The organism is Brevundimonas phoenicis (genome assembly GCF_047237745.1).
Classification (GTDB): domain Bacteria; phylum Pseudomonadota; class Alphaproteobacteria; order Caulobacterales; family Caulobacteraceae; genus Brevundimonas.
Genome location: NZ_JBDFLN010000001.1, coordinates 2,097,566 through 2,118,046, shown reverse-complemented (window position 1 = coordinate 2,118,046; position 20,481 = coordinate 2,097,566). Strand labels below are relative to the sequence as shown.

The following is a 20,481-nucleotide window of genomic DNA, read 5'->3' as shown; positions in this document are numbered from 1 at the left end:
GGAAACCGCAAGGAGGCCGTTCCCATGACCAAACCCGAATTCGTCCGCGCCGTGACGCCGAAATACAAGGCGCGCTACGACAACTTCATCGGCGGCCGGTGGGTCGCCCCGGTCAACGGCCGCTATTTCGAGAACACCTCCCCGGTGAACGGCCGCGTCCTGTGCGAGATCGCTCGTTCGGACGCGGCCGACGTCGAGCTGGCGCTGGACGCCGCCCACGCGGCCAGGGACGGCTGGGGCAAGACCAGCGTCGCCCAGCGCGCGCTGATCCTGAACCGCGTCGCCGACCGCATGGAGCAGAACCTGCAGGCCATCGCCGAGGCCGAGACCTGGGACAACGGCAAGCCGGTGCGCGAGACCATGGCCGCCGACATCCCGCTGGCCATCGACCACTTCCGCTATTTCGCCGGCTGCATCCGGGCGCAGGAAGGCGGCATCTCGGAACTGGATAACGACACGGTCGCCTATCACTTCCACGAGCCGCTGGGCGTGGTCGGCCAGATCATCCCGTGGAACTTCCCCATCCTGATGGCGGCGTGGAAGATCGCCCCGGCGCTGGCGGCGGGCAACTGCATCGTGCTGAAGCCGGCCGAGCAGACCCCGGCCTCCATCCTGCTGCTGGCTGAACTGATCCAGGACATCCTGCCGCCGGGCGTGCTCAACATCGTCTCGGGCACGGGGATCGAGGTCGGCGAGCCGCTGGCCACCAATCCGCGCATCGCCAAGATCGCCTTCACCGGCTCGACCGCCGTCGGCCAGAAGATCATGGAATACGCCACCCAGAACATCATTCCCGTGACGCTGGAGTTGGGCGGCAAGTCGCCGAACATCTTCTTCAAGGACGTGATGGACGCTGACGACGCCTTCCTCGACAAGGCGCTGGAAGGCTTCGCCATGTTCGCGCTCAACCAGGGCGAGGTCTGCACTTGCCCCAGCCGCGCCCTGATCCACGAAGACATCTATGAGGCCTTCATCGAGAAGGCGATCGCCCGTGTCGAGGCCATTAAGCAGGGCGACCCGCTGGACCCGACCACCCAGGTCGGCGCCCAGGCCTCGGACCAGCAGCTGAAGAAGATCCTGTCCTATCTGAAGATCGGCAAGGACGAGGGCGCCGAGGTGCTGACCGGCGGCGATCAGGCGGTGTTGAAGGACGATCTGGCGGGCGGCTATTACGTCAAGCCGACGGTGTTCAAGGGCACGAACGGCATGCGCATCTTTCAGGAGGAGATCTTCGGCCCGGTTCTGGCCGTGACCACCTTCAAGACGCTTGAAGAAGCCATCGCTATCGCCAACGACACCGAATACGGCCTGGGCGCCGGGGTGTGGTCGCGCGACATGAACACCGCCTATCGCGCGGGCCGGGCCATTCAGGCGGGGCGGGTCTGGACCAACTGCTACCACCAGTATCCGGCCCACGCGGCCTTCGGCGGCTATAAGAAGTCGGGCATCGGGCGTGAGAACCACCGCATGATGCTGGACCACTATCAGCAGACGAAGAACCTGCTGGTCAGCTACAGCCCCGACAAGCTGGGCTTCTTCTGATCTCGATCAAGGCGCGGGCTTCGGTCCGCGCCTTTTTTGTTTCGACGGCGATTCAGGAAAGAAAGCTGCCGCCGCCACGAAGGTCGGCGTTGTGCACAAGCTCGGCTCGCGACCGAACTGACGTTCCCGTACCTCGGCCTAAGGCACGTCTCGGCCGTGAGGGCAGGGGCCTGGTCAAGCGGGTGAGCTAGGCGGAGGAGTCTTCCCGCAGGAAGGCCGGAGTGCCGACATAGAGCAGCAGGACTTCTTCGTCGGAATCGTTGCGTACGAAATGGGTCACGCGGCCATCGAAGTGCATCCCGTCGCCAGGGCCGAGCAAGGCTTCCACGTCGCCGGCGACAGCCGTCAGCGTTCCCTTGATGACGTATCGGAAAATCTCGCCGTTGTGGGAGTCTGGCGGAAAGGCGAACCCCGGCGGAATGCGAACCAGAACCGCATCCATCTTCCGGTCCGGCAGTTCGGATGAAAGATCGACATATCCCACGACGGAATCGATATCGACGGTCTTGGGCTCCGCTGCGCGGAACACGATCTGGTTGGTCTGGGGCCACTCCATGAAGTGGGACACCTCCACCTCCAGCCCCTTGGCCAGGCTCATCAGGGACCAGACAGACGGCGTGGTGAGATTGCGCTCGGCCTGTGAGATGAACGGTGCGGACAGGCCGCTACGCGTCGCCAATTCCTGAAGCGTCAATCCCAGAGCTTTGCGGCGCGCCTTGATGCGATCGCCGATCGGCAGCTGCTGCACCTTTGAGCGCGTCTCAAACTTAAGAAAGGCGCTGCTCTTGTTGCGATGCGTCGTCATCATGCCTTCTCTGCAGCGTCCGCTCTTTGGGTCAGATCGAAAAGATGTTTTCGGTCAAATAAGACCGCAAGCCATCTGCCTGTGACCAATGTCGCAATCGCTCCTGCTCATTCAGTGCGTCCACAGTGACAGCGGCGACGGCGCGCCGCAATCCAAACAAACCTTCGACATGATCTTGTTCGCTGGCGCCGAAGAAAATGATGAAAACAGCGCACATATCAAAATTTTTGAAGGTCCAAATTTATTGCGGACTTTAAGGATGTGAGGCAAGAATGTGATGCTTTTATGAGGGTGGGCGCCAATGAAATTCGCATCAAAACTGTATGTCGGCGCTGCGGCGACGGCGCTCTGCATGGCGGCCTTCCCGGCGGCGGCTCAGATTGAGGCCCCGCAGGACGACAATGGGGCGACGGCCGTTGAAGAGATTGTCGTCACCGGCAGCCGTATTCGGCGCAGCGGCGTCCAGACGCCGACCCCGACCACCATCATCAACGCCGAAACGATCCGCCGCTCGGGCGTCAGCGAAATCGCCGACCTCGTGAACGAGATTCCGAGCCTGTTCGTCTCGCAGAACAACCAGACCTCGAACCAGCAGGGCAATGCGGGCCTGAACGCCCTGGATCTGCGCGGTCTGGGCACTGAGCGTACGCTGGTGCTGGTTAACGGGCGTCGTCGCGTGCCCGCCATGCCGGGTTCGTCGGCCGTCGATATCAGCGCCATTCCCTCCGCCCTGGTCGAGCGCGTTGACGTGATCACCGGCGGCGCCTCGGCGATGTACGGCGCCGACGCCGTGGCGGGCGTGGCCAACTTCATCCTGAAGCAGAATTACGAGGGAATGGAGTTCACTGGAACCTACTCCGGTTCGACCCGCGGCGATCTGCAGGGCTACGACGCCAGCGTTCTGTTCGGTCGGAATTTCCACGACAACCGCGGCAACGTCACCCTGTTCGGCAGCTATAATCAGCACAACGACGCTGTCTTCGGCCAGGATCGTCCTTGGACGTCGGGCGGCGCGCCCTTCTACATTCGCGGCGAAGACGGCAAGTACACGCTGACCGACGGCAACCGCCAAGTGTACGATCTCGACAGCGCCGTCGTGCAACTGGGCGGGCCGGGCAACCTCTATACGTTCAATCCGGACGGCTCCCTGCGTCGGCCTGTGTACGGGCCCAGCGGCCTTCTGGGCGCCACCACGGGCAACCCGTCTCTGATCAGCTTCCGCACTGACGGGGGCGAGTTCGGCGGGCGCTATGACGATTGGGCGCTGGCGGTGCCGAGCGAGCGATATTCGGTCGCCGTTTCGAGCAACTATCAGATCACCGAGAACATCAAGCTGTTCGGCGATCTGACCTACGCCCAGACGGACTCCAAGGGTATTTTCCGCGCCTATTCGGCCTATGGTACGGACATTCTCTCGGCCAGCAATCCGTTCATCACCTCGGAAATGATCGCGGCCAATGGCGGCGTGGCGACGGGCATCGGCTTTGCGCGTCGCTTCTCGGAACTGGGCCGCCAGGAAACCGAATACGACCGCAACATGTACCAGCTGACCGTCGGCGCCGAGGGCCGGTTCAGCTTGCTGGGCCGCAATGACTGGGAGTGGGTCGCGCACTATTCGAACGGCCGCACGCGCCAGGAGGTTCGCACCCGGAACGCCACCGCCAACGGCCGCTATACCCAAGCGCTGAATGCGGTCGCCGGTCCCAACGGCTCGGTTGTCTGCGCCGATCCGTCCAACGGCTGCGTGCCGCTGAACCCGTTCAAGCCGCTGACGCAGGACGTCATCGACTTCATCCAGTACGACACCAGCCCTTCGGTGCAGACCCTGAAGCAGGAGGTCGTGTCGGCCTATGTCACCGGGTCCGCCTTCGACCTGCCGGCTGGTCCGGTCCAGGTGGTGTTCGGGGCTGAGTACCGTACCGAAAGCAACGACATCGGCGCGACCCCGGAATACGATCCGCTGAGCCCGAAATTCGATGCGAGCATCGGCACGACCGCCACGTCTCTGGTGGGCGACTATGACGTCGCCGAAGTGTTCGCCGAAGTGCGCGTGCCCTTGATCAGCAACGTCACCGGCATCGAGGATCTGTCGTTCGAAGGCGCGGTGCGTCAGTCGGACTACAGCACCGCCGGTGAAACCACGGCCTACAAGGCCTCGCTGAACTGGGCCCCGGTCAGCGACATCCGTTTCCGCGGCACCTACGGTCAATCGGTGCGCGCGCCCAACATCAGCGAGCTGTTCACGGCGGGACAGACGGGCGGCGCATGGCTGGCCGATCCCTGCAACTACCATGACGTCGTCAACCGTGTGGACCGGACCGATTTCACGGCCGCCAACTGCGCGGCGATCAAGCCGCAGAACGTGAACACCTACTGGCAATGGCTGGATGTGATTCAATCGGGCAATGAGGGCCTGGGCGTGGAAACGGCCCAGACCTACACCGCCGGGGTCGTGATCCAGCCGCGCTGGATTCCGAACTTCTCGCTGACGGTTGACTATTTCGACATCGAACTGGAAGACGCCATCGGTTCGTTCGGCGCCCAGGCCATCCTGAACAAGTGCGTGGACCTGCAGTCCATGGACAACATGTTCTGCGGCCTGGTCGAGCGCGATCCGACGACCAACAACCTGGTCGCCGTGAACGTGCAGGAATTGAACATGTCGATGTTCAAGACCCGCGGAATCGATTTCGAGGCCAACTACCGCTTTGATCTGAGCTCGGTCGGCATGGGTGAGGAAGCCGGTTCGATTTCGATCAACGCCGTCTACACCAAGCTGCTGGAGCGCAGCTTCATCCTGGACGCCAGCGACGCCTCGACCATCGACGAGACGGTGGGCCTGTTCGGCGCGCCTGAATGGAAGGGCGCCGTCCGCACCACCTGGAACGCCGGACCGTGGACGGCCAACTGGACCCTGCGCCACTTCAGCCCGATGCGGCCCGGCAGCCATGTCACGCCCGACCTGTATGACGTGACGGAAACCGACCACGTCTTCTACAGCGACCTGTCGGCCTCCTATGAGGTGAACGAGCGCGTCTCGCTCTATGGCGGTCTGCGCAACGCCTTCGACGAGGCCCCGCCGCGTATTCCGGGCGCGGAAGCCGGCGGCGCCAACTTTGAATACGGCTATCAGGCCGGCACCTATGACGTGATCGGCCGCACCTTCTATATCGGCGTGACGCTGCGCCGATAGGCCGACCTCAAACCACGAAGAGGCGACGCCTTTTCGACTGCTCTTCAATCAGGCGGCGTCGGCATACCGGAGCCGCCTGATGTCTTTCAGGGAAAGCATGGGGAACCCGCGATGAGAACTCTGCTCCTGACGGCGTGCGCCGTCTCGTCCATCCTGGCTGGGGCGGCTCCGGCCATTGCGGCCGACGTCTCGCCGCCTGCCGCCCGGATGCAGGAAGCCGGGGCCCGCCTGAAGGCCCTGTATGAGGCGGAAACCGACGCCGGCATGGCTCGCTACGGCATCGTCAAGCGAGCGGATGGCGCGTACAGCCCGGCAGTGCGTCACGAGAGCGTCGATCCCGCCTCGCAACAGGAGCGGCTGACCTATGTTCGGGGGCTGCTGCGCCAGCTGGACGCCATTCCGCTGGACGATTTGTCCGCCGAGGACCGCATCAACGCCGCCGTCTTCCGCACCAATCTGGAGCACGCCCTGATCGACGGCCAGTTCCGTCAATGGGAGATGCCGTTCAACAGCGACAGCTCCTTCTGGACCTATCTGGACCAGCCCGGCGCCCTGCGCACGGCCGAGGAATATCGCGCCTATATCGCGCGGATGCGCGACACGCCGCGCTACTTCGACCAGCACCTGGCCAACATGCGCGACGGTCTGGCGCGCGGGTTCAGCGTGCCGCGCGTGACGCTGGAGGGGCGCGAAGCCTCCATCACCAACTTCATCACCGATACGGCCGAAGCCAACGCCTTCTATGCGGCCTTCCGCCAGATGCCGACGACCATCCCGGCCGAAGAGCAGGCCCGCCTGCGCGCCGAGGCGAGCGCCGTCATCAATGAGGCGGTGATCCCGGCCTATAAGACCCTGTTGGCCTTCTATCTGAATGAGTATCAGCCGCGCGCCCGCACCGCTCTGGCGGCGCGCGACATGCCCGACGGCGTCGCCTACTATGAATCCCAGGTGCGCAAATACACGACGCTGGAGCTGAGCGGCGAAGAGATCCATCAGATCGGCCTGTCCGAGGTCGCCCGCATCCAGGCCGAGATGCGCCAGACGATGGCGGACGCGGGCTTCCAGGGGTCATTCGACGAGTTCCTGCACTTCCTGCGCACCGACCCGCAATTCTACGCCAAGACGCCGGACGAACTGATGATGGTCTCGGCCTGGGTGGCCAAGCGCGCCGACGGCCAGATCGGCAAGCTGATCGGCGCCCTGCCGCGCCGCCGCTTCACCATCATCCCGGTGCCCGATGCGCTGGCGCCCTTCTACACGGCGGGACGTGGCGGGCTGGAATCCTGCCAGATGAACACCTACGACCTGCCCAGTCGGCCGCTGTACAACATCCCGGCCCTGACCCTGCACGAGTGCGCGCCGGGCCACAGCTTCCAGATGGCACTGGCTGAGGAGCAGGCCGACGGGCCGGCCTTCCGTCGTCACACCTATTTCTCGGGCTATGGCGAAGGCTGGGGGCTCTATACGGAATGGCTGGGCGTCGAGATGGGCATCTATCGCACGCCCTACGAGAACTTCGGTCGCCTCAGCTATGAGATGTGGCGCGCCGCGCGTCTGGTGATCGACACGGGGGTTCACCTCAAGGGCTGGTCGCGCGAACAGGCCATCGACTATCTGGCGGGCCACACGGCCCTGTCGCGCCACGAGGTCGAGACCGAGGTCGATCGCTACATCAGCTGGCCGGGCCAGGCCCTGTCCTACAAGCTGGGCGAGCTGACCATCCGCCGTCTGCGCGGCGAGGCCGAGGCCGCCCTGGGCGAGAACTTCGACCCGCGCCCCTTCCACGATGAAATCCTGGCCCTGGGCGCCGTGCCCCTGACCACGCTGGAAGAACATATGCGGGCCTACATCGCGCGCGGCGGCAAGCCTGTTGTCGCGGCTCAGGGCGTCGTCGCTCCGTCACAGTCCTAGAAGCGGAAGCCCCATGTCGGACATCAGCCTGCTCAACCGACGCCGCGCCTTGTTCTTGGGCGCCGCGACGGGGGCGAGTCTGCTCTGTCCGGCCGTTGCGACGGCCCGGTCTGAGCCGCCGTGGGGCGCCTATCCGCCGACGCCCGTGGAGCCGGTGATCGACCTCTACGGCGAGGTCGCGGTCGAGGATCCCTATCGCTGGCTGGAAGCGGACATCCGCACGTCCGAGCGGGTGCAGGCCTGGACCACGGCGCAGAACACCGTCTCGGACGCCTATCTGCAGGGCCTGGACGGGCGCGAGGAAATCCGCGCCCGCCTGGACGCCCTGTTCGACATTGAAACCATCGGCCCGATCGCCACGGCCGGAGAGGCTCAGTTCTTCATGCGCCGCGCCGGAGGCGAGGAACAATCCTCTCTATGGGTGCGCCAGGGCGAGACGGGCGAGGCGCGCAGGCTGCTGGACCCCGCGCAATGGTCCGCCGACGGTACGGCGGCGCTGGCGGGTTATGCGGTGTCGCCTGACGGCCGCTACGTCGCCTACGCCCGACAGGACGCCGGTTCCGACTGGCGCGTCTGGCGCGTGCTGGATCGCAGCAGCGGTCAGACCCTGGCCGACGCCATTCACTGGAACAAATACTCCAACGCCTTCTGGGCCGCGGACGGTTCGGGTTTCTACTACGCGCGCTTCCCTCAGCCCGACGCCTTGTTCCTGTCTGGAAACAGCGGGCAACAGCTTTATTTCCACCGCCTCGGCGACCCTCAGGACGCGGATGTCCTGATCTACGAAGACAAGGCCAATCCGGACTATATGTTCATCGGCCAACTGTCCGCCGATGGCTGCTATCTGATCATCAACACCGGCTACGCGGGCGGCGGGATCACCCTTCTGTACAAGGATTTGACCCGGCCCGGCGCGGACTTCGTGCCCATCGACCTCGGCCCGGCCGAGCCGCTCGCGGGCAACTACTTCATCGGCTCGCGGGACGCGACGCTCTATGTGCTGACCAGCGTGGGCGCCGCCAACTGGCGCCTGGTTTCCGTGGACGCCGAGCGTCCCGGCGAAATCATGGAAGTCGTGCCGGAACGCGCTTTCCCGCTGCGAGGCGTGCTGCTGGCCGGCGACGCCCTCATTCTCAAGTATCTGACCGACGGCAGCGACACCCTGATCAGCCGTTCGTTGCGCAATGGTCGTGAGCGCGCCGTTTCGCTGCCGGGCTTCGGCGTGGTGCAGGGGCTGTCGCGCGCGGCCCAGTCGGGCCAGATCTACTATCAGTATTCCGGTTTCGGTCAGCCGCTGACGACCTATCGGTATGATGTCGCGCGCCGGCGCTCCGTGGTCGTCGACAAGCCGCAAGGCCCGGTCGAGCCTTCCCACTATCAGGTCGAGCGCGTGGTCGTGACGGCGCGCGACGGTAAACGCGTTCCCCTGTTCATCGCGTCTCGCAAAGGCCTGGCGCGGCGCGGCGACGCTCCGACCATCCTCTACGGCTACGGCGGCTTCGGCGCTTCCTATCCGCCCGACTTCAGGCCGGAGCAGGTGACGTGGATGGACATGGGCGGAGTGTTCGCCATCGCCGCCCTGCCGGGCGACGGCGTCTATGGCGAGGCCTCTCACAGGGCTGGAATGCTGGCGAACAAGCCGGCGGTCTTCGACGCTTTCAACGACTGCGCGGTTCACCTGATCGCGTCGGGCTATACGCGGCCCGAACGGCTCGCGGCCTTCGGCTACAGCAACGGCGGTCTGTTGGTCGGGGGCGCCGTCGCCCGCCGTCCGGACCTCTATGCGGCGGCCATGCCGACCGTGGGCGTTCTGGACATGCTGCGCTTCACGCAGTTCACGAACGGCCGGCTGTGGATCCGCGAGTACGGCGATCCTCAGGACGCCGCCCTGTTCCCCGTCCTGCACGGCTACTCGCCCTACCACGCCGCCGTCCGGGGGAGGCGCTACCCAGCCCTGCTGATCGGCACGGGAGACACGGACGACCGCGTCGCGCCGATGCACAGCTTCAAATACGCCGCCCGCCTGCAGGCGCTGGCCGATCCCTCGCGGCCCGTTCTGTTGACGGTGGACAAGGATTCCGGCCACGGCGCAGGCAACAGCCGATCCAAAACCGCCAAGAGCGCCGCCGACCGCCTGGCCTTTGCAGCGCATCATCTGGGGCTTTAGAAAGGCTCAGGTAAATCAAGGAATGGTCGTCGGCGTAGCCAAGTACGACCTGCAATATGATTGCTTATTCTCTGAAGTGTTCGGGGCGATCTGAGCCCAAACTCGACGCTTTCAAAGCTTAGACCCCCGAGTGGCTCCGATTCGCGGAGGCGTTTCGAACTATCTGCTTCCTGCCAAATCGAGAAGTAGGAGCTTTGTTTGAGATGGTGCGATTCTTCTATAAGGAACGAGGGGAGGCTCCTGATCTATCACCAACTTAAATCGTGTTCTCTTCACGCGGGACCGTGTTGACGCTCAACGCGGGCGCAGTGGCGATCTCAGAATAGCTCATCGCGCTTTTCGGCGCCGTGGCGGTCCTCGCCGGAAATGTGCGAGGATGGGTGGAGGCTCCGTGAGACGGCCGACGCAACCCGCCCGGTCGGAGAGGGTTGAGCCTTCATGCGCTTCCTCGACCTGCTTCCCTCGGTCCTGATCGGCGCCGCCGCCAGCGCGCGTTCGATGACGCCCATGGCCGTCATCGCCGCAGCGCGGCTGGGCCGCCGCGCCACGCCGGGCAGACTCGTTCTGCTCGACCGTCCGTTATTCAGGTTCGGTGCGCTGGCGATGGGCGTTGGCGAACTGCTGGGCGACAAGATGAAGTCCGCGCCGGATCGTACGGTATTCCTCGGCCTGCTTGCCCGGATCGCGAGCGCCGGGATCGCCGGCGGCGCCCTGGCGCCGAGGGGACGCGAGCGGCGCGGCGCCGCCTTGGCCGTGGGCGTCGCCATACCGCTGGCCTATCTGACGCTGGCCGGCCGAAAGGCCGCGCTGCGGCGCATTGGCCAGACCCGCAGCGGGATCGTCGAGGACCTTGTCGTTGCAGGCCTTGGCGTTGCGACGGTCGCTGGTGCGACACGCGCGCGGCGGCCTTAGCCGACCAGCCTGAAGGCGTCAGATTTGCACAGCGTGAGCCCGATGGTTGCGCGCCGCTCTGGTGAACTGCGAGATCGCACCCGCGACGATCGGGAGATAGGCGGTCAGAGCGCCTCGGTGCGCCCGGACGCCAAGTGTATAGGGCGTCGCCGGAACAAGGCGGCGCTCAAGCTGTGCGGCGGCGCAAGAGCGCCGCCGCCACCGACGATCAATCAGTCGAATGGGCGCCGCTCCGGAGATTCGGCCAGCCACCCATTCCTGCTGATCAGGCGCCCGTGCCAAAGCCCTTCGGACCGCCGGCGCCCGCGGCGCCGTCGCCGCCGGTCGAAGGCGATGGGTTCCTGTCGGCCGGATTGTTGTTCGCCAGAGGGTCTTGATTGGCTCCGCTCTTGCGAGCCTGGCGGCCGGCTTCGACTTCATCGCCGTCCAGGTCGGGCGCTTCCCTGGGATTGCGGTTCGGATCGTTCGGTTGGACGTCGGTCATGGTCATCTCCCTGTTGGTTGCCTGAAACCAAGCGGTGGGAGGTTCACTGGTTCCGAGCTACTTCGCGTATCGAAACGGCCCAGCGAGAACCGGGGGACTGTCCTCAAGCCGGGCCGCTGATCCCATTTAAGGGATTTGTTGACGGCGAAGCGCCGCGCAAGGCTACCAGTCAGGCGGCATGGGCGCCGCGCCCGCGGCCATAACATTCATCGTGAATGCAGCCATCGCGACGCCTAAAGTTTTATGGACATATAACTCTCCCGATGGAGACTATCTCCGGGCGAGAGGGTCACAACCGTTACGCGAGTGCGCAACTCACAAGGGTGTTAGCGCGCCAGAAGGTCGCACATGGACAAAGACGACGACATCGACCCTTCAGACGACCCGATCTATCGGGCTGGCGTGCTCATGGGCAGAAACCAGGCCCTGACGGACGTCATGGAGCGTCTGTTCTCGCCGGACGCCGTATCAGCCGAGAAGACCGTCCGCGCCCTTCACGCCTGGGTCCAGCAGACCATGGACGAGGTGAGGGTTGAGATGCAGCTCGTGTTCGCGGATTTCGAGGCCGAGGACGACGAAGACGATGACGATAAGGGCTAGAGCTTAGCGCGCGCCCTCTCCAGGCGGGCCTGTAGTTTCTCGCGCTGCACTTCATAGGCCGTCCGTTCCTCTTCCCTGCGCGCCCTAATGGCTTGCAGCTCTTCATCCAGCCGCCGTGCGGCCTGACCGTGCATGGCGTCGAGGTCGTCCAGGGCGATTTGGGCTTCCTCCACCCGTTTCCGATCGGCGGCGCTGGGCTGCTTCGTCTTCTTCGCCGCGCCCTTCTTCGGAGCGCTCGCCGGCAGCTTCACGTCGAGCCTGCGCTCAACCACCGTGCCGGGCGAAGCCTTGGCGGCCTCAGCGTCGGGGCTGTCGTCGATTTCCTTGGCCAGGCCGGTGGCGAAGAGATCCTGACCGCTGCCCCAAGCGGCTAACGCCTTCGGTCGCGAGCTGGCCGCCACGGTGAAGGTGTGGAAGCCGTCCGACCATTCGAACAGCTTAAGCCGCGGAGCCATCAGGTCGGATCCGCAAGCGGGGGCCTGGGCAGTTCGCGTGCGCCCTCCGGCTCGGCGACGCCAGGCGGTGAAGGCTCCGTACCGGCGGCGTCCTCGATCTTCTTCATCTGTGTGGCGTCGTCGTCCAACTCAGGCGGGGCAGGGGGCGGGTCCGATGATTTCGGCTTGGCCGCACGGGCGGAGATGTTCTCCTGGCCGACGCCGCGAAGCCGTTCGGCTGGATCACCCCTCGATACTGTGTCGGCTTTGACCGGCGTCAGGTCGCCGTCCTCGTTGTTGAGATGTTCAGGCGGATCACGTGGGGTCTCGGTCATGGCTCTCTCCTCTTATTCCCAGGAGAGAAGTTGAGGGGGCGAGGAGGCGTTCCAGAACCTGGCGTCATGACTGTCTCGCCAGTGTTCTCCTCGCCTATGCCTACCAACGTGAATTACGGCAGGGATAGGTGTCGCGCCGAGTTGCAAAGGTGATGCTGCCTTCCAGGGCTCGGACTCGAGATCGTGGGAGACAGCTCCGATCGACTTTGCTGAGGCCGTGTCCCGGCCGTGTCTCGAAACGGGGATGCCAGCGCGAAAGAGGATTCGGCTCTCGAGCGCCAGCCTGCTTCCGCATGGGTCCGCTAGGCGACCCAAGGAACAGGTCGCGCGGCGGGCTCTTGCTTCACCGTCACAGAGGAGCCGCGACATGCCTCACTTCACCATTCGCTACAGCGGATCGGGGACGGGCGTCCTGCGCGTCGAATGCGTCACGGTGGAGGACGTCGCGGCCGCCATGGCCGAGGCGCGGCGGCGGCTCGCCGTCAGCCGGACCTTTTCTTTCGCTGAAGTCTTCGACGACGAGCATGCCTTGTATCGACTGGCGTCGAGGCGAGATGGCGTTTCAGCCGTGGAGGCGTGCGAAGCGCGGACCTCGGAGCGGGCTGGATGACCCGGAACCTTACGGTCCGCGGGAAAGTCTTCGACGCGGCGGAACGCTTTGAATCCGGGCGGCTTCCCTCAACACCTCATCAAAGGAGAAACCCATGAGAGCTTCCATAGGTCTGATCGGAGCCGTCGTTCTGCTTGGAGCGTGCGGAGATAACCGCGACGCCCAATCCCCTGTCGAAGGGCCTGTGGTGTCCGCGTCGGAGACACCTCGGAACCCCGCCGTCGACACGACGGAGAACGCTGCAGAGGGGACGATCACGCCGGGCGCAAATTCCTTTACCGAGGGGCAGGCGAGAAGCGCCATTGAGAAACAGGGCTACGCCCAGGTCGGCGGTTTGAGCCAGGGCGAAGACGGCGTCTGGACGGCGACCGCCGTCAAGGACGGCGTCGAGTCGAGGGTTTCCGTAGACTACAAAGGCGTCGTCAGCGCGTCGCCCGCTTCCTGATGCTGAAGGAGATTTCCATGTCCACTATCACGCGACTCTACGATACTCACACCGAAGCGATGGAGGCCGTGTCCGCCCTCGAAGCCGCCGGCTTTGGAGCGGCTGACATCAGCGTCATCTCCAATAACGCCGACAACTGGCACGAGAGCCACCGGCATCACGGGCGGTCGCCCGGTGACATGAACGGCGACGGCGAGAACGACGTCGCAGAAGGCGCGGGCAAGGGGGCGGCGACCGGCGGCGCGCTCGGCGTGGGCGCCGGCGTTCTCGCGGGCCTGGGCATGCTGGCGGTGCCGGGCCTGGGCCCCGTGGTGGCAGCAGGCTGGCTCGCGTCGGCGGCGGTTGCAGGGGCCGCGGGGGCCGCTGCGGGCGGGGCGGTCGGCGGAATTCTCGGCGCGCTCAAAGAGGCGGGCCATGATGACGATGACGCCCACGTCTACGCCGAAGGCGTGCGTCGGGGCGGAACCCTGGTCAGCGTTCGCGTCAATGAAACGGAGCGGGCCCGGGCGCAGGCGATCCTAGACGAGAGCCGCGGCTGGGACGCCGCCGCTCGAGGGGCCGCCTATCGCCAGACGGGCTGGACGCGCTTTGACCCCGCCGGGGCGCCCTATACGACCGACGAGATCGCTGCGGAGCGCGCTCGGTATCGATAAGGCGCGCAGGGGAGGCGGCGCGGGCGCTTTGCGCCGCCTTCCCCGCCTCGCGCGGTAGCAGGAGGACGGAGAAATGAAAAGAAAACGCCTGTTACGCTCCCGCGCGGGCGTCAGACTTGAACGCATCCAGCCCGGCTCAAGACGACAGGAGGCGTGGTATCGCCTGACCGGAGAGGGGACGGACAAGCCGCGCCGCTATGATGATAAAGCCGTGGCGAAACGGGCCTTCGCCTGGAGCGTCGCTCGCCGTCTCGCGGCTCGAGGACGTCCCTCAGCCTGGTTCGTGGTAGGATAGGCGATGCCGATGTTTCTCGTGGACTACCAGCAGGGCGAGCGTTGCTTTTCTCTCCAGTTGGAAGCGGAGGACTGGGAGGACGCTGAAGACAAGCTCATGGCCCTGCAGGGCGGAGCAGAAGTGGTCGGTCGCCTGGTGATGGAAGGCGATTGCGAAGGCGCAGCCTCGATCGGCGGAGGCGGTCGTTGTTGATCTGGCCGTAAACGACGGCGCGCCGTCTAGGCCAGTCTGCTCATCACGGCCTCGAAACTCACTTCGGGCGCATCGGGCGAAGACCCCGACATGAGCGCGTCCTGGCCGAGGATATCGCCTTCCAGCTCGATACGCGCACGCTCGACGCCGAACACGGATCGCAGGACAGGTATGATGGTATGCCGATCGAGCTGCAGGCTGGCCTTGAACCTCGCTCCGTGAATGACATAGGAGCCGACATAGAACGAGCTGCTGTCGCCGCCGATGATGCGCCCGCCCTGGAGCACGACTACCCCATAGCCCGATCCCAGCCGTGTCCTGAAGCCGATCTTGTAAAGGCCGTCGTCCATCAGCGCTCGGCCGCGAGGCGAGCGGAAGAATTCGGCTGCGATCTGGGATTCGACTCTTGCTCGGCGGCGGCTGAAAGGTCGGTGTCGATCTGCGCCTTCCCGGACCCGTCGCACATTTGGCAGACGCCCGTGTCGAAGATGCCTGATCCCGCGCATCGGAGGCAGAGCTGGGGCTCTCGCGAACTTACGTCGATCTGCGTCATGGACCTGTGCGCATACTCTTTAGCCACGCCCTCTATTAAGGCCTTCAGAGGTTTAACCGGCGCTCCGGAATCCCGTTCCTCCTCACGCGGATGCGACCGAAGGCTGGCATAAGGAACGCCGCCTTCACCGAAGCCCAAGCGGTCTAAGGGCGAAGGCCCCGGGTGGCGAATAACCTTCGCGGCGCGGCCTGGCGAGACAGGACAGCGCCGATGGCCGCGATCCTTTCGACCTCTCGATAGCCTTCGTGCGCCAGCATCCCCCCGAAGACATCCGGGTCGATCTCCTCATAAGTCATGCTCGCGCCTGCCTCGGCGGCGAGCCGCTCGAGCTCGATGCGCAGCAGATCTCGGCCTTCGATGATCGGGCTGCCCGTGTAGAGCACGAAGCGCCCCCGCGGACGCAGGCGATGCAGTCCAACAGAGACCCACGCCAAGGCGAGGTCCATGCCCAAGGCGCCGCCTCCATCGCGATAGGTCCGGTGCTCGCCGTCGGCCAGATAGGGCGGGTTGGCGATGATGAGATCGAACTCGCCGGCTGCGGCCTCGGGCCCAGAGCCCGCGACAAGTTCGATCGACAGGCGGGCGTGGGCGGCATTGGCGGCGAGGAGAGCAAGGGCGAAGGGGTTCACGTCCCCGGCCACGACCCTGGAATGCGGCAAGCGTGCGGCCAGCGCCAGCGCGCCGGCGCCGGCGCCGGCGCCGACGTCGAGGATCGAGCGCGGCTGCGTACCGCATAGCGCGGAGGTCAGGAAGCGGACGAAGCGGTAGCTGTCCGGTCCAAGGAAGACGGCGTCGGGGGCGTCGCTCCGGGCGGAGTGCAGGTGCAGGCGCCCGTCAAGCGCACTGACCCTGACAGCGGATCGAAGCGACGCGCCCTCGTCGACGAGGAGCCCGCCGCTCGACATCGTGGCGAGGAGGGTAGGGTCGAGGTCGTTCGGTTCGAAGGGGCGCCCCCAGCCGAAGATGTCTCGCAGGTTGGCGGCGCGGGCGCGCTCCCGCCGGGACGCCACCCGTGTGTGGGTAGCGGGGGTCGGGCTCACGAAATCGTACCCGGCGGCCGCCAGCAGGTCGAGAAGGACGACCAAGGCCGCGCGCCGCTGCCCAATCCCCATGTCGGCGGGGCTAGGTCCAGCGCGGCGATCGCTGTGATCATGGGCTCCTTCCATCAGGTCGCCTTTGAGCCGGGCGGCCGGAGGGCTTGGCTTGCGACGGCCGGCCAGGGGCGGCGGCGCGGACGACCTGGGCCGGCGGGTGGGGAAGAACATGCGGATTTCCTGACGGTCCTAACCAAACGAGGAGGCGCTCAAGCTTTGAAACCGGCCGTCGTCGATCCGACGCTAGGCCTTCTAGATAAGGCTCCCGCGCCTACGGCGTTGCATCCGAGCGGGCGCTCGGGCGTACGCGTCCGACGCGGTCAATCTCGGCTCGCGTGGTTTGCGCCGCAGTTCGTGATGTCGCAGATTCGGCGGCCGTCGATCGCGGTTACCGTGACCCGATACGAAAAGCCGTCGTCCCTCACGGTGTCGCCCTCTTTCAACAGCTCGCCCATGAAGCGCAGAGCTTCCCTGTATGCGTCGTCGTCCGTGGCCGCCGCGACCTCCGCGCAGAAGGCGGAGTGGTGCCCGAACAGGGCGAAACGATAGAGAGGGTGGTAGGCGGTCCCGCAGGTCATCGGCGCTCTCCGAGGTATCCACGACTTGAACGAACGCGTCGGCGGGCTGAAAGAGCGAACTGTCCGGAGGACAGCTCTCCAGCGGGCCGCGCGCTTTGGACGTCGCCATCGGCGGTGGCCCGATATGACGGCTCCGTCGACGACCGGCGGGACGCGAAGGCGCGCCTCAGCATGCTGGACTTGGTAGGCGAGCATAAGAAAACCGATCTGCCGCATTGGGACTCAGGCGGGCCTAACGAGCCTGAAAGCTCGGCTTCGAGAAGGGAGCGAGCCTGGATTGCAGGGCCTCCGGTTTGGCGGGTATGCGGAGAGCGGCCTTCGGCGCTTGAAGTTTCCTGCAGACGCGCCTCAAGCGTGCTCTCGCTTCGGAGGGCATGTCCTTGACGTTCGGAACCGTTCTCATTCCCGTGAGATGGCCCATCGCAGCTCTCTAACCCCTGGAACTGCCCTCTTTTGAACCGCGAAGCCCCTCGTTGGAGGCCCCAGGCGCCGTCGAGGGGTCTCCATTTGCCTACAGAAGAAACGCTCGCATGGGCGGGAGCCACATCCGTCGGCCGGGCCAGCGATCACATTGATGGTGTCGCCGTCGCTGTCGGCGCCACGACCTCCCAAGCTTCTCTCTACGGAAGACCGGCTCCATCTAGCAGGAGACGGGACACAGGCGTTGCAAGGCCGGCAGCACGGCCAGAAACCTTATCAGGGAGCCGGTGGCGACGCCCGCGACGGCGAAGCCCCGCCGACGACACTCGGATGCCAGCTGGACAGGCGAAGGCCGCCGGACTCGACTAGCGGCAAAGAACACTGGGGCAGTCAGGCCGAGGTTGCGCCATTGCGAAAATCGACGTTCCGCCATGGGGTGGTCTCCTTGTCGTCATGGCCACCCTGAAAGCAACCTCGCCGCACGGCCGACGACTAGCATCAATGATGTCTGCCCGATTACTCGAAGGCCGAGGAAGCGGCGATCGCGAGTAGGGCCAAAATCGCAATCACCACCGACCATTCGCCGAAGCTGGGTCGCCATTGGGGACGTCTGGGCAAGCCGCGATCCTCTACCGTCGATACAGCCCCGCTCTTTCAGGAGGTGCGCGGGAGACTGGTCCAGGCCCGCTCAGGAGGCGAGCGACTGGGGGAGCTTAGATCTCCAAGCGCTTTGCGCGTTTAACCTGTGATGATTAACGGCAGCGCTTTTGATATTTCAGCCTGCCACGCCGCCTCAGTCGAGGGACGGAGGCCGCCTAGAGGAGGCGCTCGTTCCCGGTCAGGCGTTTGAATAGGCGATCGAGCGCCGCGAGCAGGTGTCCGCCAAATCCAGTCATGCCAAGCCAACAAGCTGCGCCGGAATTGGTTGCGGCCCGGTGCGCCGCAGGGGGTGCGTGGCTGCGCGCCGGGCCGCATCGCACGCCAGCGCCGGAATGCGCCTCCTTAAAGCTCGAGGACCATCCGGGGTTCCGTCTCAGCCCATCCAGCCCATGTAGGCGCACCCGACGATCCCTATGAACGAAAGCGTTCCGAGCAGCAGCGCCGCCTCCCACCCGGCTAGACGCCACCAGCGGGGGATGGGAGATTTTTGTTTGCGCAAAGACGATCTCCCGGCACCAGGAAGAAGGGGATGCCCGGCAAACTGCTTAAGCCCGGCCTGGTTCCTCTCGGTCGCGCCTTTCTCGTCAGGGGTTGCGGCCCGGAGCGGTGCTCAGGGGGGGGGCGCTCCGGGCCGCAGACTTCCGCGCGGAAGACAATCCTTAGCCGTCCCGAGGGCGATGGGTTCCACGGGGGCGGCTCTTCGACCCACTGCGGAATGACAGCCGAAGCCGGCCCGCTTCACGTTATCCGGTCGCAATCCAGTAAAGGATGCCGAAGATCGCAAGACACAGGGCGATCAGGACCGCCTCTGTCATCCGTCCCGTTCGTTTGGGCCGCCCCGGCACGTTCCGCCTCCCGTCGTGAACGATGTTACTATTTTACAATTTGCATGGCTGTCCAGCCCTCGACCGGCCGCATCGACGGACCGGCTCGGCGACCTGGATAAATCCCTCCTGGGCAGCATAGGGAAGGGCGAGTCCGCAGCGCTCTTCTGGCGCCCCCTTCTCCCTGCTGCACTCCGCCTTGGCCGTCAGGCGTTTACGCGCTGGTCGGTATCGTCGACGTTCGCCGCCGCCTGGGCCAGCAGGCTTCCTCCGATCAGCAGAGGAGAGTCCTCGGCTGAAAGGGGAGGTAGGCAAACAAATCGCGCCGCCTTTTGGCCGTTCCGTAGGAACAGATGGATCTCGACGTGGTCGCCGGCGGCCGCCAGCCGCTCCGCCACGGTCTTGGCGACGTCTTCTGCGGCGCGCCCGCGCGCAAACAGCTGAGGCTCGACGTCATCCACGCGGACGGCCCAGACGTCGCCAAAGGGTTCTACAACGACGGTTCGCATCGAAGCATCTCCAGTGAAGAGTGAAGGCGGTCGCTATTTGGATGGCCGCGGAGACGGTTCAAGGGGCGCTGTAGTCCAGCCCGGCAGGCTGTTCCATAAGTTTGGGGGCTTCCAACCGACGGCCGGCCGTTGCGACTGCGTCAGCAAAGGCCGGCCAGCGTCCCGGCCCGGATCGCGTCCGGCCTACGCCTTCATTGCGTGCCAGCCTCGGATCATGAAGGCCTGGAAGAAGGACACGGGCGTCGCAAACCCTGCTGCCCGCCAAAGGGCCTCGGTCTCTGCCGCCGGCAGAACCCCCAGCGCGTCGCGCAGCATGCTCTCCAGCCTGGCCGACGATTCGGGGGTCGCGCCCATCAGGGTCTGGACCTGCTTCCAGTCTTTCAACATGTCTGGAAACGCCGCACCTTCGAGATCGGCGCTGATTTCGGCGCTGACGAAGCGACCGCCCCGCTTCAGTCGATCATGAATGGCGCTGTAAAAGGCCGGCCGTTGTTCCCGTCTGATGAAATGGGCGACCAACAGACTGACCGCGGCGTCGAATGGGCCGGCGGGCGCGTCCTCGGCGTAGCCCTGGATAAGCTCGCATCGCTCCAGAACGCCCGCTTCCTTTAACCGGTCCCGGCCGACATTCAGCATCTCGGCGGAAGGATCGACCCCGACGAAAAACCATCCTGGACGCACTTGGGCCAAGGAGAGGATTTCAGCGCCCGTTCCCACGCCGACGCACAGCACTCGCGCCTCGCTCGGACATTCGGCCAGGACCAGGCCTGTCAGGAAGTGGAGGCAATTGGAGATCGGAGCGAGCGCGCGATTCCGATGGTCGTAGGCGTCGGCCATCTCCTGGTTGAAGAAGGGCGGCGAGGCGGTCGATCGGGAAGAAGGCATTGTTAATCTGTAACATAACCATCGTCCGAGACCATGCCCAACCGTCATGTCCTGTTAGAGCAGCCGGCCGATCGCTCGAGGCCCATTTTCGGGCATCCTAATCCAGCCTCACATTGACCGCGCAGATCTGGCGGCCGTCCTTCGTCTTCACTCTCACTTCGAAGGCGACGGATTCCCGGCTCAGGATCTCGCGCTCTTTGATCAGATCGCCGGCGAAGCGAAACCCTTGACGACGCGCCTCGGCGTCCGTCGAAGCCTCGGCTTCATGGACCCGATCCGCCTCCAGACCGGCAACGAGGAAATCGTAGAGCGCCATGACAGAAACCTATGCGCCCGAGCCTGAACCTAGGATGACTCTGCTGATCGGCGTCTCTCGGCCT

General features: G+C 65.1%; 21 protein-coding genes. 10 read left to right on the top strand and 11 right to left on the bottom strand.

The window, feature by feature from the left end; translation table 11 throughout:
* The first annotated feature begins 24 nt into the window (after window positions 1-24).
* Window positions 25-1,542 (top strand): acetaldehyde dehydrogenase ExaC, encoded by a 1,518-nt coding sequence (exaC, locus tag ABC419_RS10465; RefSeq protein ID WP_412877542.1) that lies wholly within the window; start codon window positions 25-27, stop codon window positions 1,540-1,542.
* A 187-nt stretch (window positions 1,543-1,729) separates the two neighbouring features.
* Here the strand turns inward: exaC and ABC419_RS10460 are convergent, their stop codons facing one another.
* Together ABC419_RS10460 and ABC419_RS10455 are read right to left on the bottom strand one after the other, a co-directional pair.
* Window positions 1,730-2,350, bottom strand: coding sequence for a helix-turn-helix domain-containing protein (locus ABC419_RS10460; protein WP_207896339.1), 621 nt, complete (start codon window positions 2,348-2,350; stop codon window positions 1,730-1,732).
* A 28-nt stretch (window positions 2,351-2,378) separates the two neighbouring features.
* Window positions 2,379-2,564 (bottom strand): hypothetical protein, encoded by a 186-nt coding sequence (locus tag ABC419_RS10455; protein WP_412877543.1) that lies wholly within the window; start codon window positions 2,562-2,564, stop codon window positions 2,379-2,381.
* Window positions 2,565-2,648: 84 nt separating this feature from the next.
* Between ABC419_RS10455 and ABC419_RS10450 the strand changes: the two genes are divergently transcribed.
* The 4 genes from ABC419_RS10450 (at window position 2,649) to ABC419_RS10435 (ending at window position 10,530) form a co-directional block, all read left to right on the top strand.
* Window positions 2,649-5,540, top strand: coding sequence for a TonB-dependent receptor domain-containing protein (locus ABC419_RS10450; protein WP_412877544.1), 2,892 nt, complete (start codon window positions 2,649-2,651; stop codon window positions 5,538-5,540).
* 111 nt (window positions 5,541-5,651) lie between these two features.
* Window positions 5,652-7,451: a DUF885 domain-containing protein gene (locus tag ABC419_RS10445; protein WP_412877545.1), complete on the top strand. Its 1,800-nt coding sequence runs from the start codon at window positions 5,652-5,654 to the stop codon at window positions 7,449-7,451.
* 13 nt (window positions 7,452-7,464) lie between these two features.
* The gene (locus ABC419_RS10440; protein ID WP_412877546.1) at window positions 7,465-9,618 is read left to right on the top strand and encodes a prolyl oligopeptidase family serine peptidase; all 2,154 of its coding nucleotides are present in this window, start codon (window positions 7,465-7,467) and stop codon (window positions 9,616-9,618) included.
* Between the two features lie 438 nt (window positions 9,619-10,056).
* Window positions 10,057-10,530: a hypothetical protein gene (locus ABC419_RS10435; protein ID WP_269298458.1), complete on the top strand. Its 474-nt coding sequence runs from the start codon at window positions 10,057-10,059 to the stop codon at window positions 10,528-10,530.
* 265 nt (window positions 10,531-10,795) lie between these two features.
* On the opposite strand, the gene ABC419_RS10430 is transcribed toward ABC419_RS10435, so the two are convergent.
* The gene (locus tag ABC419_RS10430) at window positions 10,796-11,014 is read right to left on the bottom strand and encodes a hypothetical protein (protein ID WP_269298460.1); all 219 of its coding nucleotides are present in this window, start codon (window positions 11,012-11,014) and stop codon (window positions 10,796-10,798) included.
* Window positions 11,015-11,362: 348 nt separating this feature from the next.
* On the opposite strand from ABC419_RS10430, the gene ABC419_RS10425 reads away from it, so the two are divergent.
* The gene (locus ABC419_RS10425) at window positions 11,363-11,614 is read left to right on the top strand and encodes a hypothetical protein (protein WP_412877547.1); all 252 of its coding nucleotides are present in this window, start codon (window positions 11,363-11,365) and stop codon (window positions 11,612-11,614) included.
* Here ABC419_RS10425 and ABC419_RS10420 read toward each other — a convergent pair.
* Window positions 11,611-12,069: a hypothetical protein gene (locus tag ABC419_RS10420; protein WP_412877548.1), complete on the bottom strand. Its 459-nt coding sequence runs from the start codon at window positions 12,067-12,069 to the stop codon at window positions 11,611-11,613. The genes ABC419_RS10425 and ABC419_RS10420 overlap by 4 nt on opposite strands.
* Window positions 12,069-12,383, bottom strand: coding sequence for a hypothetical protein (locus tag ABC419_RS10415; protein ID WP_412877549.1), 315 nt, complete (start codon window positions 12,381-12,383; stop codon window positions 12,069-12,071). Before ABC419_RS10415 ends, ABC419_RS10420 begins: the two co-directional genes overlap by 1 nt.
* A 367-nt stretch (window positions 12,384-12,750) precedes the next feature.
* Between ABC419_RS10415 and ABC419_RS10410 the strand changes: the two genes are divergently transcribed.
* From ABC419_RS10410 to ABC419_RS10395, 4 genes are all read left to right on the top strand, one after another.
* Window positions 12,751-12,993 carry a hypothetical protein gene (locus tag ABC419_RS10410; RefSeq protein ID WP_412877550.1) on the top strand — a complete coding sequence of 81 codons (243 nt, stop codon included), beginning with the start codon at window positions 12,751-12,753 and terminating at the stop codon, window positions 12,991-12,993.
* A 94-nt stretch (window positions 12,994-13,087) separates the two neighbouring features.
* Window positions 13,088-13,438, top strand: a complete 351-nt coding sequence (locus tag ABC419_RS10405) for a hypothetical protein (protein ID WP_253108006.1) — start codon at window positions 13,088-13,090, stop codon at window positions 13,436-13,438.
* A 17-nt stretch (window positions 13,439-13,455) separates the two neighbouring features.
* Window positions 13,456-14,091 (top strand): general stress protein, encoded by a 636-nt coding sequence (locus tag ABC419_RS10400; RefSeq protein ID WP_412877551.1) that lies wholly within the window; start codon window positions 13,456-13,458, stop codon window positions 14,089-14,091.
* A gap of 298 nt (window positions 14,092-14,389) precedes the next feature.
* Window positions 14,390-14,578: a hypothetical protein gene (locus ABC419_RS10395; RefSeq protein WP_200165253.1), complete on the top strand. Its 189-nt coding sequence runs from the start codon at window positions 14,390-14,392 to the stop codon at window positions 14,576-14,578.
* 26 nt (window positions 14,579-14,604) lie between these two features.
* On the opposite strand, the gene ABC419_RS10390 is transcribed toward ABC419_RS10395, so the two are convergent.
* The 6 genes from ABC419_RS10390 to ABC419_RS10365 form a co-directional block, all read right to left on the bottom strand.
* Entirely contained in the window at window positions 14,605-14,928 is a 324-nt protein-coding gene (locus tag ABC419_RS10390; protein ID WP_200165252.1) for a GrlR family regulatory protein, read from the bottom strand.
* 346 nt (window positions 14,929-15,274) lie between these two features.
* Window positions 15,275-16,396 (bottom strand): methyltransferase, encoded by a 1,122-nt coding sequence (locus ABC419_RS10385; protein ID WP_412877552.1) that lies wholly within the window; start codon window positions 16,394-16,396, stop codon window positions 15,275-15,277.
* Window positions 16,397-16,545: 149 nt separating this feature from the next.
* Window positions 16,546-16,803, bottom strand: a complete 258-nt coding sequence (locus ABC419_RS10380; protein ID WP_412877553.1) for a DUF6894 family protein — start codon at window positions 16,801-16,803, stop codon at window positions 16,546-16,548.
* A gap of 2,110 nt (window positions 16,804-18,913) precedes the next feature.
* The gene (locus ABC419_RS10375) at window positions 18,914-19,216 is read right to left on the bottom strand and encodes a hypothetical protein (protein ID WP_253108001.1); all 303 of its coding nucleotides are present in this window, start codon (window positions 19,214-19,216) and stop codon (window positions 18,914-18,916) included.
* A 183-nt stretch (window positions 19,217-19,399) separates the two neighbouring features.
* Window positions 19,400-20,053, bottom strand: a complete 654-nt coding sequence (locus ABC419_RS10370; RefSeq protein ID WP_412877554.1) for a class I SAM-dependent methyltransferase — start codon at window positions 20,051-20,053, stop codon at window positions 19,400-19,402.
* Window positions 20,054-20,198: 145 nt separating this feature from the next.
* Window positions 20,199-20,417: a hypothetical protein gene (locus ABC419_RS10365; RefSeq protein WP_412877555.1), complete on the bottom strand. Its 219-nt coding sequence runs from the start codon at window positions 20,415-20,417 to the stop codon at window positions 20,199-20,201.
* Window positions 20,418-20,481: the final 64 nt, after the last annotated feature.

Bases quoted from the DNA above. Each gene is read 5' to 3' on its own strand.
- ABC419_RS10410 (WP_412877550.1), top strand. From the start codon at position 12,751: ATGCCTCACTTCACCATTCGCTACAGCGGATCGGGGACGGGCGTCCTG.
- ABC419_RS10420 (WP_412877548.1), bottom strand. From the start codon at position 12,069: ATGGCTCCGCGGCTTAAGCTGTTCGAATGGTCGGACGGCTTCCACACC.
- ABC419_RS10370 (WP_412877554.1), bottom strand. From the start codon at position 20,053: ATGGCCGACGCCTACGACCATCGGAATCGCGCGCTCGCTCCGATCTCC.
- ABC419_RS10395 (WP_200165253.1), top strand. From the start codon at position 14,390: ATGCCGATGTTTCTCGTGGACTACCAGCAGGGCGAGCGTTGCTTTTCT.
- ABC419_RS10455 (WP_412877543.1), bottom strand. From the start codon at position 2,564: ATGTGCGCTGTTTTCATCATTTTCTTCGGCGCCAGCGAACAAGATCAT.
- ABC419_RS10425 (WP_412877547.1), top strand. From the start codon at position 11,363: ATGGACAAAGACGACGACATCGACCCTTCAGACGACCCGATCTATCGG.
- ABC419_RS10400 (WP_412877551.1), top strand. From the start codon at position 13,456: ATGTCCACTATCACGCGACTCTACGATACTCACACCGAAGCGATGGAG.
- ABC419_RS10385 (WP_412877552.1), bottom strand. From the start codon at position 16,396: ATGTTCTTCCCCACCCGCCGGCCCAGGTCGTCCGCGCCGCCGCCCCTG.
- ABC419_RS10435 (WP_269298458.1), top strand. From the start codon at position 10,057: ATGCGCTTCCTCGACCTGCTTCCCTCGGTCCTGATCGGCGCCGCCGCC.
- exaC (WP_412877542.1), top strand. From the start codon at position 25: ATGACCAAACCCGAATTCGTCCGCGCCGTGACGCCGAAATACAAGGCG.
- ABC419_RS10450 (WP_412877544.1), top strand. From the start codon at position 2,649: ATGAAATTCGCATCAAAACTGTATGTCGGCGCTGCGGCGACGGCGCTC.
- ABC419_RS10430 (WP_269298460.1), bottom strand. From the start codon at position 11,014: ATGACCGACGTCCAACCGAACGATCCGAACCGCAATCCCAGGGAAGCG.
- ABC419_RS10405 (WP_253108006.1), top strand. From the start codon at position 13,088: ATGAGAGCTTCCATAGGTCTGATCGGAGCCGTCGTTCTGCTTGGAGCG.
- ABC419_RS10460 (WP_207896339.1), bottom strand. From the start codon at position 2,350: ATGATGACGACGCATCGCAACAAGAGCAGCGCCTTTCTTAAGTTTGAG.
- ABC419_RS10365 (WP_412877555.1), bottom strand. From the start codon at position 20,417: ATGGCGCTCTACGATTTCCTCGTTGCCGGTCTGGAGGCGGATCGGGTC.
- ABC419_RS10440 (WP_412877546.1), top strand. From the start codon at position 7,465: ATGTCGGACATCAGCCTGCTCAACCGACGCCGCGCCTTGTTCTTGGGC.
- ABC419_RS10375 (WP_253108001.1), bottom strand. From the start codon at position 19,216: ATGCGAACCGTCGTTGTAGAACCCTTTGGCGACGTCTGGGCCGTCCGC.
- ABC419_RS10415 (WP_412877549.1), bottom strand. From the start codon at position 12,383: ATGACCGAGACCCCACGTGATCCGCCTGAACATCTCAACAACGAGGAC.
- ABC419_RS10390 (WP_200165252.1), bottom strand. From the start codon at position 14,928: ATGGACGACGGCCTTTACAAGATCGGCTTCAGGACACGGCTGGGATCG.
- ABC419_RS10445 (WP_412877545.1), top strand. From the start codon at position 5,652: ATGAGAACTCTGCTCCTGACGGCGTGCGCCGTCTCGTCCATCCTGGCT.
- ABC419_RS10380 (WP_412877553.1), bottom strand. From the start codon at position 16,803: ATGACCTGCGGGACCGCCTACCACCCTCTCTATCGTTTCGCCCTGTTC.